Annotated in this window: 9 protein-coding genes and 1 pseudogene; 1 reads left to right on the forward strand and 9 read right to left on the reverse strand. The window is 71.1% G+C overall.

The window, feature by feature from the left end:
• Positions 1-47: 47 nt before the first annotated feature.
• Both AC08ON_RS02965 and AC08ON_RS02970 read right to left on the reverse strand, forming a co-directional pair.
• Positions 48-995 (reverse strand): RluA family pseudouridine synthase, encoded by a 948-nt coding sequence (locus AC08ON_RS02965; protein ID WP_476606316.1) that lies wholly within the window; start codon positions 993-995, stop codon positions 48-50.
• A complete protein-coding gene (locus AC08ON_RS02970) occupies positions 976-1,632 on the reverse strand; it encodes a signal peptidase II (RefSeq protein WP_476606315.1) in 657 nt (218 codons plus the stop codon). The genes AC08ON_RS02965 and AC08ON_RS02970 overlap by 20 nt, the downstream gene beginning before the upstream one ends.
• A gap of 520 nt (positions 1,633-2,152) precedes the next feature.
• On the opposite strand from AC08ON_RS02970, the gene ileS reads away from it, so the two are divergent.
• Positions 2,153-5,368 (forward strand): isoleucine--tRNA ligase, encoded by a 3,216-nt coding sequence (gene ileS / locus AC08ON_RS02975; RefSeq protein ID WP_476606314.1) that lies wholly within the window; start codon positions 2,153-2,155, stop codon positions 5,366-5,368.
• Positions 5,369-5,383: 15 nt separating this feature from the next.
• Here the strand turns inward: ileS and AC08ON_RS02980 are convergent, their stop codons facing one another.
• From AC08ON_RS02980 to AC08ON_RS03010, 7 genes and pseudogenes are all read right to left on the reverse strand, one after another.
• Entirely contained in the window at positions 5,384-5,539 is a 156-nt protein-coding gene (locus tag AC08ON_RS02980; RefSeq protein WP_476606313.1) for a hypothetical protein, read from the reverse strand.
• Positions 5,540-5,624: 85 nt separating this feature from the next.
• Positions 5,625-6,575, reverse strand: a complete 951-nt coding sequence (locus AC08ON_RS02985; protein ID WP_476606312.1) for a DivIVA domain-containing protein — start codon at positions 6,573-6,575, stop codon at positions 5,625-5,627.
• Between the two features lie 94 nt (positions 6,576-6,669).
• Positions 6,670-6,924 carry a YggT family protein gene (locus tag AC08ON_RS02990; protein ID WP_035730579.1) on the reverse strand — a complete coding sequence of 85 codons (255 nt, stop codon included), beginning with the start codon at positions 6,922-6,924 and terminating at the stop codon, positions 6,670-6,672.
• Positions 6,925-7,000: 76 nt separating this feature from the next.
• The gene (locus AC08ON_RS02995; protein ID WP_476606311.1) at positions 7,001-7,543 is read right to left on the reverse strand and encodes a cell division protein SepF; all 543 of its coding nucleotides are present in this window, start codon (positions 7,541-7,543) and stop codon (positions 7,001-7,003) included.
• A 10-nt stretch (positions 7,544-7,553) separates the two neighbouring features.
• A complete protein-coding gene (locus AC08ON_RS03000) occupies positions 7,554-8,489 on the reverse strand; it encodes a YggS family pyridoxal phosphate enzyme (RefSeq protein WP_476606310.1) in 936 nt (311 codons plus the stop codon).
• Positions 8,486-9,169, reverse strand: a complete 684-nt coding sequence (pgeF, locus tag AC08ON_RS03005; RefSeq protein ID WP_476606309.1) for a peptidoglycan editing factor PgeF — start codon at positions 9,167-9,169, stop codon at positions 8,486-8,488. The genes AC08ON_RS03000 and pgeF overlap by 4 nt, the downstream gene beginning before the upstream one ends.
• 23 nt (positions 9,170-9,192) lie before the next feature.
• Positions 9,193-9,537, reverse strand: a pseudogene (locus tag AC08ON_RS03010) (cell division protein FtsZ); the annotation flags it as partial.

The following is a 9,537-nucleotide window of genomic DNA, read 5'->3' on the forward strand; positions in this document are numbered from 1 at the left end:
AGCGGGCACCGGCGCCGAGGTCGCCTCCCCGAGCGTCGCCGGCTCCGTCATGGCTGGTCCCGCAGCCGTTCCACCGCCTCGGCCAGGTCAGCCGGGTCCGGACTGGTGAACTCGACCCGTCCGCCGTGACCGGGATGATCGAAGGACAGCCGCGCCGCGTGCAGCCACTGGCGGGCCAGGCCGAGCCGCTCGGCGAGCGTGGGATCGGCCCCGTAGGCGAGATCCCCGACACACGGGTGCCGCAGGGCGGACATGTGCACCCGGATCTGGTGGGTGCGCCCGGTTTCCAACCGCACGGACAGCAGGGAGGCGGCCCGGAAGGCCTCCTGGAGGTCGTAGTGGGTGATACTCGGCTTGCCGTCCGCGACGACGGCGAACAGCCCCGGCCGGCGCGGATGCCGGTCGATCGGGGCGTCCACGGTGCCCCGCAGCGGATCGGGATGGCCCTGCACCACGGCCCGGTAGTGCTTGTCCACCGTACGGTCACGAAACGCCCGTTTCAGCAGGGTATACGCGCGCTCGCTCTTGGCGACCACCATCACCCCGGTGGTACCGACGTCGAGACGGTGCACCACCCCCTGACGCTCGGCCGCGCCCGAGGTGGAAATGCGGTATCCCGCGGCGGCCAACGCCCCGATCACAGTCGGTCCGGTGAAGCCGGGCGCCGGATGGACGGCGACCCCGACCGGCTTGTCCACCACGATGATGTCGTCGTCGTCGTAGAGAATGCCGAGAGCCTCGACCGGCGTGGGTTCCACCGCCACCGCCACCGGACGCGGCGGAGCGGGCAGCCGGACCTCCAGCCAGGCACCGCCGCTGACCCGGTCGGACCGGCCCCGGACCTTCCCGTCGAGGCTCGCCTGGCCGTCGTCGACGAGCGCGGCGGCCACGGTCCGCGACAGCCCGAACATCCTCGCGACCGCCGCGTCGAGACGGACGCCGTCGAGCCCGTCCGGGACCGGCAGGGAGCGCAGGTCACCGCCCGTGATGGTCACTGCCCCCGCCGGGGGGATGATGCTCGGCGTAGCGCGTGCCGTCCAGACCCACGCCGCGCAGGGACAGGATGACCGCGAGCACGCCGCCGCAGACGATCGCGGAGTCGGCCACGTTGAAGATGGGCCAGTAGTGGAGGTGGACGAAGTCCACGACGTGACCGCGCAGGGGACCGGGCGAGCGGAAGAGGCGGTCGGCGAGGTTGCCCACCGCCCCGCCGAGCAGGGCGCCGAGCACGAGAGCCCACCCCACCGACCGCAGCCGGCGGGCGGTGAACACCACCACCGCGACCACGGCCAGGGCGACCAGGCTGAGTAGCACCGTCGCGCCGCCCGCGAGGCTGAAGGCCGCTCCGGAGTTGCGGGTGAGCTCCAGGTCGAGCAGGCCGGGGATGACCTCGACAGGCCCCCGGTCGGACAGGGTGGCCACCGCGACATGCTTGGTGAGGATGTCCGACAGCAGGACGATCGCCGCCGCGACCGTCAGCGTGGCCACCGCCCGGCGGGAACCGGCGGTAGGGCAAGCCTCGTCCCGCCCGCGCGGCACCGGCGTCGACCCCCCGGGCGGGGCCGAGGGCTTCGTGGACATCGCCGGCGCGACGGACCCCGCGCCCGGGGTGACGCCCCCCGGCGCGGTCACCGCGTGATCGACGGGATCTTCGGACACACCGCTCCCGATGGTCGGCACCTCTCCTACCGGACCACTCTACGGCCCCGAGTCCCGACGATGAACCGGCCGCGCGGCGAAGGGCCGAGCCGGGGACGGGACCACTCGTCCCGCTGAGCTACGCTGATGGACAGCGGTACGGCGTGGACGGGGACGAGTAGCGGCGGGCGCAGCCCGAGCGAGCCGGGGTCGGTGGAAGCCCGGTGGCCAGCGCGTCGCGAAGATCACCCCCGAGCCGCCGGAAGAACGGAATCCGGTCGACCATCGGGTCCCCAGTAGATCCGGCCGCCGCGAGGACAACGAGGGGCCATCCCTCGGCCCGATCCGGCCGAGCGGGTGCGCAAGGAGGGTGGTACCGCGGTACCCCCGGTCCGGGCAGGACAGGCGGCCGGCGTATCGGCCGGATGGTCACGCCCGGGGCCGGTGAGGCGTCGTCCCTCCGTTGGAGAACCAGCCCGACGGAGATTACGACTATGGAGACCGGGTCCCCACGATGAGCACCCCTCTGCGGCATCCCACCTTCGCTCCGCTGCCCGCCCAGGTGGACCTGCCCGCCCTGGAGCGGGAGACGTTGGCCCGCTGGCGCGACACCAAGGTGTTCCACCGTTCGCTGGAGGCCACCGCGGACCGCCCGCTGTGGGTTTTCTACGAGGGCCCGCCCACCGCCAACGGCAGGCCGGGGGCGCATCACGTGGAGGCCAGGGTCTTCAAGGACCTGTTCCCCCGCTACCGGACGATGAAGGGCTACCACGTTCCCCGGCGGGCTGGCTGGGACTGCCACGGGCTGCCCGTCGAGCTCGCGGTCGAGAAGGAGCTCGGCTTCACCAGCAAAAACGACATCGAGGCGTTCGGCATCGCCGAGTTCAACGCCCGGTGCCGCGAGTCGGTGCTGCGCCATGTCGCGGACTTCTCCGCGATGACCGAGCGGATGGGCTATTGGGTCGACCTCGATGGCGCCTACCGCACCATGGACACCAGCTACGTCGAGAGCGTCTGGTGGTCGCTCAAGCAGATCTTCGACCAGGGCCTGCTGGTCGAGGACTTCCGGGTCACCCCGTACTGCCCGCGCGACGAAACGCCGCTTAGTGACCACGAGGTGTCCCAGGGCTACTCGGACGTCGACGACCCCTCGGTCTACGTCCGTTTCCCGCTCGTCGCCGACGCCCTGGGCCTCGCCGGGCAGGGTGCGCAGCTGCTGGTCTGGACGACGACCCCGTGGACGCTGGTGTCGAACACGGCGGTGGCCGTTCACCCGGAGGTGGAGTACGTCCTGGCCCGCGCGGGGGACGGGGAGTTGTTCGTCGTCGCCGAACCACTGGTCACCGCGGCCCTCGGCGAGGACGCCGAGATCGTCGAGCGGTTCCGCGGGGCGGAGCTGGCCGGTGCCCGCTACACCCGCCCGTTCGAGCTGCTGGCGGCCGAGCGGTTCGCGGCCGGCACCGGCGTCCCACACTCGGTCGTGCTCGCCGACTACGTGACGACCACGGATGGCACGGGCCTGGTCCACCAGGCGCCAGCGTTCGGCGCGGAGGACCTCGCGGTCTGCCGGGCGAGCGGGCTGCCGGTGGTGAACCCGATCGGGACGGACGGTCGCTTCCTCGCCGACGTCCCCTTGGTCGGCAGGATGTTCTTCAAGGATGCCGACGCGCCGCTGACCGCCGACCTGCGCGAGCGGGGCCGGCTGTGGCGGGCATCGACGTATACGCACAGTTATCCGCACTGCTGGCGCTGTCACACACCGTTGATCTACTATCCGCTGCCGTCCTGGTACATCCGGACCACCGCCATCCGCGACGAGCTGCTCGCGCAGAACGAGCGGACGACCTGGCATCCCGAGCGGATCAAGACTGGTCGGTACGGCGAGTGGCTGCGCGGCAACGTCGACTGGGCGCTGTCCCGCAACCGATACTGGGGGACACCGCTGCCGGTCTGGCGCTGCGACGACGACCCCACCCACCTGGTGTGCGTCGGGTCACTCGCGGAGCTCTCCGAGCTCGCCGGGCGGAACCTGGCCGACCTCGACCCGCACCGCCCGTTCGTCGACGAGGTCACCGGGACCTGCCCGACCTGTGGCGGCGTCTCGCACCGGGTGCCCGAGGTGATCGACGTCTGGTATGACAGCGGCGCGATGCCGTTCGCCCAGTGGGGCGCCCCGCACCACAACCTCGAGGCGTTCACCCGGCAGTACCCGGCGCAGTACATTTGCGAGGCGATCGACCAGACCCGCGGCTGGTTCTACACGATGATGGCGGTCGGCACGCTGGTGTTCGGCCGCTCCTCCTACGAGACAGTGCTCTGCCTCGGCCTGCTTCTGGACGCCGACGGCCGCAAGATGAGCAAGCATCTCGGCAACGTGCTCGATCCCTTCGAGCTGTTCGAGCGGCACGGCGCGGACGCGGTCCGTTGGCTGATGCTCGCCGGCGGCTCGCCGTGGGCGGACCGCCGGGTGAGTCACGAGGCGATCGAGGACATCGTCCGCAAGGTCCTGCTCACCTACTGGAACACCTCGTCGTTCTTCGCTCTCTATGCCGGGGCAGCCGGCTGGCGCCCAGCCGCGGACCCGGCCGCGGACCCGGCCGCGGGCGCGACACCGCCGGTCCGACGGCACGTGCTGGACCGCTGGGCGCTGTCCGAGCTCGCGGCCACCGTCGCCGAGGTGAACGATGCGCTGGAGAACTTCGACTCGCTGCGGGCCGGGCGGCGGATCGCCCGGTTCGTCGACGACCTGTCCAACTGGTACGTCCGCCGGTCCCGCCGCCGGTTCTGGGCCGGCGACGCCGACGCCCTGAGCACCCTGCACACCTGCCTGGACGCGCTGACCCGGGTGATGGCGCCGTTCACGCCGTTCCTCACCGACTGGCTGTGGTCACGACTGTTCGCCGACACATCCCCGCAGACCCCCGACTCGGTGCACCTGGCCGCCTGGCCCGAGCTCCCGGCGGGGCTGCACACGCCGGAGCTCTCGGAGCAGATGGATCTCGTCCGGCGGATCGTGGAACTCGGCCGCGCCGCCCGGGCCGCCAGCGGGGTGCGCACCCGCCAGCCGTTGCCGCGGGCGGTCGTCGGCGCGAGTGCCTTTGACGAGCTCTCCCCCGAGCTGATCGCACAGATCACCGAGGAGCTCAACGTGACCACGGTGGAGCCGGCGACCTCGGAGGTCGTCGACATCTCGGTGAAGCCGAACTTCCGGGCGCTGGGGCGGCGCTTCGGCAGGAACACCAAGGCGGTCGCCGCGGCCATCGCGGCCGCCGGTCCTCCCGTCAACGGACGGCTCACCGTCACCGTTGACGGGGAGGACGTCGAGCTGTCCGGGGACGAACTGATCATCACGGAGACGCCGCGGCAGGGCTGGGCGGTCACCGCCGAGTCCGGGCTCTCCGTCGCCCTCGACCTGGAGATCTCCCCGCAGCTCGCCCGCGCCGGGCTCGCCCGCGACGTCGTCCGGGTGCTCCAGGACGCGCGCAAGGCGGCGGGGCTGGAGATCACCGACCGGGTGGACGTCTCCTGGGCTGCGACGCGCGAGGAGACCACGCTCGCTCTGCGTACCCACGGTCAGACGGTGGCCGAGGAGGTGTTGGCGGTCTCCTTCACCGAGGCGGCCCGCACGGAACTACCTGCGGCGCAGCCGCGCGAGACGGCAGCCCGCTCGGCAGCCGAGGAGCTGGGCCTGGCGTTCACGCTCACCCGGCACGAGACGACCGGCAGCTGAGACCGAGGCTCGGGGTCAGCGAGAGGCCCGGCGTACTGCTCCCGCCGGGAGCAGCGCCGCGGCGGCCAGCGTCAAGATCAGGGACGCATAGACGAAACCGCTGCCGGCGAGGATGCCGACCACCGCAAGAACCGTACACAGAGCAAGAACCTCTCCACAAAGCGTCAGCATCTCTCGATCACCCCATCACGAGACCGGCCGTCGGCTCCGGGGCCGAGGGCCACGCCGGACCCGCCGAGGGCCGCGCGGTGGATGATCAGAACTCCTGCATTCCCGGGGTGTCCCGCCGGGTGGCATCCATGTCCGGCCGGCCGTGACCGTTGTCGCGGGCCATGGCGGCGCCGGCGGGCAGGGGCGGACCGGGCGGGAAGGTCGGCTGGTGGGCGGGGCTCTGCGCAGCGCCACTGGGCCCCATGCCCACCGCGGGCGGCGTGGGTCCACCACCCGGGTTGAGGCCCGGTCGCGGAGGCCCGCAGGCACCGACGGCCGGCTGGGTCGGCATGCCGTCCAGGTCCCGCAGCTGCATCTCCAGGTAGGCCCGCAGCCGGGTGCGGTACTCCCGCTCGAACGCCCGAAGCTGCTCGACCTGGCCCTCGAGACGACGCTTGTCGTCCTCCAAGCCGCCGAGCTGCTCGGCCACGTGCGCCCGGGCCTCACCGATGATGCGGTCCGCGTCCGCCCTCGCCTCGCGGCGAGCGCGTTCGGACTCCGTGCGCGCCTCGCGCAGCGCCTCGTCCGCCGTGCGCTGGGCCAGCACGAGGGTACGGGCGACCCGCTGCTCGATGTCGGCCTCCACCTGCGGGTTGCCGCCGGCGCGGGCGGGCGGTCCGGAGGTACCCACCGCCGAGATCACCGTGGTGGGGGCGCCGCCCTGCTGCAGCGCGGGGGGCTGCGGCTGCTGGCCCCGCTCCCGGGCAGCCTGGGCGGCCTGGGCCTGCGCCTGGCCGATCTGGCGACGCGCCTCGTCGAGCTGGCGGCGCAGGCCCTGGTTCTCCTCAAGGATCTGCGCGGGCACGCCCGGACCACCACCGCCGGAACGCCGGGCCTCGTCGAGCTGCCGGCGCAGGTCGCTGTTCTCGTCCAGCAGCCGCGTCAGCTCGGCCTCCACCTCGTCGAGGAAGGTGTCGACCTCATCCTCGTTGTAGCCCGTGCGAAACCTCGTCGGGCTGAAGACCTTGTTCTGAACGTCCTGTGGTGTCAGAGCCACGTCGCCTCCTCGTGCGGCATCGCCGCTCCCCGAAGAGAGGGCGGTCTGCGGGCAGTCTGCCGCGCCCGCGCTCGCGGTGTGCACAACAACCCCGTCACAGCCTCTGCGCATAGCTTCGAAGCACGATGACCACTAGGAAGAGCAGCAGGAACCCGAGGTCAAGCGCAACGCTACCCACCCGCAACGGCGGAAGAAATCGCCGGATGAATCGTAACGGAGGGTCAGTCACCGTGTACACAATCTCGAAGACCAGTACCAGGGGGCCGGTCGGGCGGAACGATCGGCTGAGGGCAAGAACCAGATCGATGATCCATCGTGCTATCAGGAGCAACAGATAGACCGTCAGCACCCAAAAGATCAAGCTTCCTACTGTGCTGATGGTGCTCTCTCCTGAGAAACGGGGGGGACGCGATCACGCCCCCTGACTATGACTGGTTGTAGAAGCCACCCTCACGGATGCGTCGCTTGTCCGTCTCGGTGACCTCGACGTTGTGCGGCGAGAGCAGGAAGACCTTGTTTGTCACCTTCTCGAGGTCGCCCCGCAGCCCGAAGATCAGACCTGCGGCGAAGTCGACCAGCCGCTTGGCGTCGGCATCGTCCATGTCGGTGAGGTTCATGATAACGGGCGTCCCGTCCCTGAACTCCTCGCCGATCTGGCGCGCCTCATTGTAGCTGCGTGGCTGAAGCGTGGTGATCCGGTAGGGGTGCGACTCCTCCACCGCGGCCACCCTGCGCATCGGCACGGGACCGGCGGGACGCAGCGGTTCGACCGGTGGACGTCGCGGCATGGCGACCGGCTCCTCACGTGCGTCTATCCGACGGACCGTACGGTCCATCGGAACCGGTTCGTGCATAGCACGCCGGTCGTCACGACCGACCGCACGACCGTCGTCATAGTCGTCCTCGAGATAGTCCTCATCCTCCTCGGCCAGACCGAGGTAGACCATCGCCCTGCGCCCGAGCCCCATGGGCGCGACTCTAAGGGACACCAGGCCGTTCACCGAACAAAGCGGTGCCGATCCGAAGGTGTGTCGCGCCTTCGGCCACAGCGTCCTCAAGATCTCCCGACATGCCGGCACTGATGACGGTGGCCTGGGGATGCCCCACCTTCAGGCGTTCCGCCACCTCACGCAGTCGCGCGAACGCAGGTCGTGGCTGCCCCCTCCGGGGGGCGACAGCCATCACGCCTCGCAGGGCCAGTCCCGGCGCCTCCTCGACAAGATCGGCCAGGGCGGAAAGGCCGGCCGGATCGATCCCTCCGCGCCTCGAGCCGGCGATCGACGCGCCGATCTTCCCATCGGAAGCACCAGGGAGGTCCAACGAGACCTGGAGACAGATCGACAGCGGGCGACCGCGTTCCATCGCCAGCCGGGAGAGCACTGGCACCAGGCTCACCCGATCCACTGACTGCACCCAATCCGCCCAACGAAGAACGGATCTGGCCTTGTTGCGCTGCAGTTGTCCCACGAAATGCCAGATCGGATCGCCGGAACCGGTGGCACCGGAGGACGAGCCGTCACCGGTCCCCTTGGCCGGGACGCTCCGTTCCCCGCCGATCAGCCGGGTGACGAGACTCACCTTCGGCCCGGCTTCCTGCTCCCGGTTCTCGGCGAAGTGCCGCACCCCGAGCGTGTGCATCATCACAACATCCTGGGGTGGGTAGGTTTTACTGACCGCAATGAGGGTGAGGTGGTCCGGATCACGGCCCGCTGCCCGGGCCGCCCCCACGATCCGAGCCCGGACCTCGGCCAGCCGCTGCGTCAACCGGTCCAGGCGCGCCGGATCGAGCTCGATCGGGGCGGGTCGGTCCGGTCCGGGTCGGTCCGGGGCGGGTCGGTCCGGGGCGAACGGTCCGTCGGACTCCCCCGAGCCGGATGCGCCATGCCTCGCGGGCACCTCGGGCCGGTGGATCATGGCGTCGGCCCGAGCCAGACCAGGCCGGCGAAGCGTCCCGTCCGACCCTCTCGACGGTAGGAGTAGAGCTCCGGATCCTCGGCGGTGCATCGAGCAGAAATTGTTATATCGGTCACACCGGCGGCGGCGAGTTGACGACGGATACCGGCACGCAGGTCGATCGCCGCGGTGCCGACGCGGGTGGTGGCCGCACTCCCCGGCACCTGGGTATCCACCTCGCAACGAAGATCCTCCGGCACCTCGTAACAGCCGGCACAGATACATGGACCGATGGTGACACGGAGCTCGTCCCGGACGGCGCCGAGCCGCTCGAGGGCCCCAAGAGTGGCGTGTATCACGCCATTGGCCATCCCAACCCGGCCGGCGTGCGCCACTCCCACCACCGCGGGGGCCTCGAACAGCACCGGTGCGCAGTCGGCAACCATCACGGCGAGCACGAGGCCGGGGACATCGGTCACCAGCGCGTCCGCCTGTGGCGGCGGCCCGTGCCGACGCAGCACGGCGACCTGCCTCCCATGCACCTGCCGCATGTACTGGACCGGCATCCGCAGCCGGTCGACGAGCCGGCGTCGGTTGACGGCGACGGCCTCGTCGGCATCCCCGACGTGGTCGCCCAGATTGAGTCCCTCGAACGGCGGGTCGCTGACCCCGCCCGAGCGCGAGGTGACGAGAACCGGCATGCCGGAAGTCTGCCTGGCACCGGCTACTTGAGGAAGTCCGGCACGTCCAGCTCGTCGTCGTCGGCCACCGGCCGCACCGGCCGGCGAGGCGGGTAGGTCGGCCGGGGAGCAGCGCGCGGCGGCTCCGGGCGGTGCTGACCATAGGCCTGATCGACCGGCGGCTCCACCGGTTCACGGTCCGGCGGGGCGAGGCGAGACTCGCTCGTCGGGATCACGGTCGATTCGGCCGTGGCGACCGCAGCGGGTTCGTTCGAGGCCGGCGCCCCCGGCAGCGGTTCCGGGTGGTAATGACCGACGTTCGACGGCGCGATCGGCGGCGGGGGTGCCTGCAGGTAGCTCGGTGTGGGCGGCGGGACCGGCGCAACGGG

This window comes from Frankia sp. CoWAU3 (genome assembly GCF_977971855.1).

Excerpts from the sequence above, each read along its gene's own strand:
- pgeF (WP_476606309.1), bottom strand. The coding sequence starts at position 9,169 with ATGCCGGTTCTCGTCACCTCGCGCTCGGGCGGGGTCAGCGACCCGCCG.
- AC08ON_RS02980 (WP_476606313.1), bottom strand. The coding sequence starts at position 5,539 with ATGCTGACGCTTTGTGGAGAGGTTCTTGCTCTGTGTACGGTTCTTGCG.
- ileS (WP_476606314.1), top strand. The coding sequence starts at position 2,153 with ATGAGCACCCCTCTGCGGCATCCCACCTTCGCTCCGCTGCCCGCCCAG.
- AC08ON_RS02995 (WP_476606311.1), bottom strand. The coding sequence starts at position 7,543 with ATGGGGCTCGGGCGCAGGGCGATGGTCTACCTCGGTCTGGCCGAGGAG.
- AC08ON_RS03000 (WP_476606310.1), bottom strand. The coding sequence starts at position 8,489 with ATGATCCACCGGCCCGAGGTGCCCGCGAGGCATGGCGCATCCGGCTCG.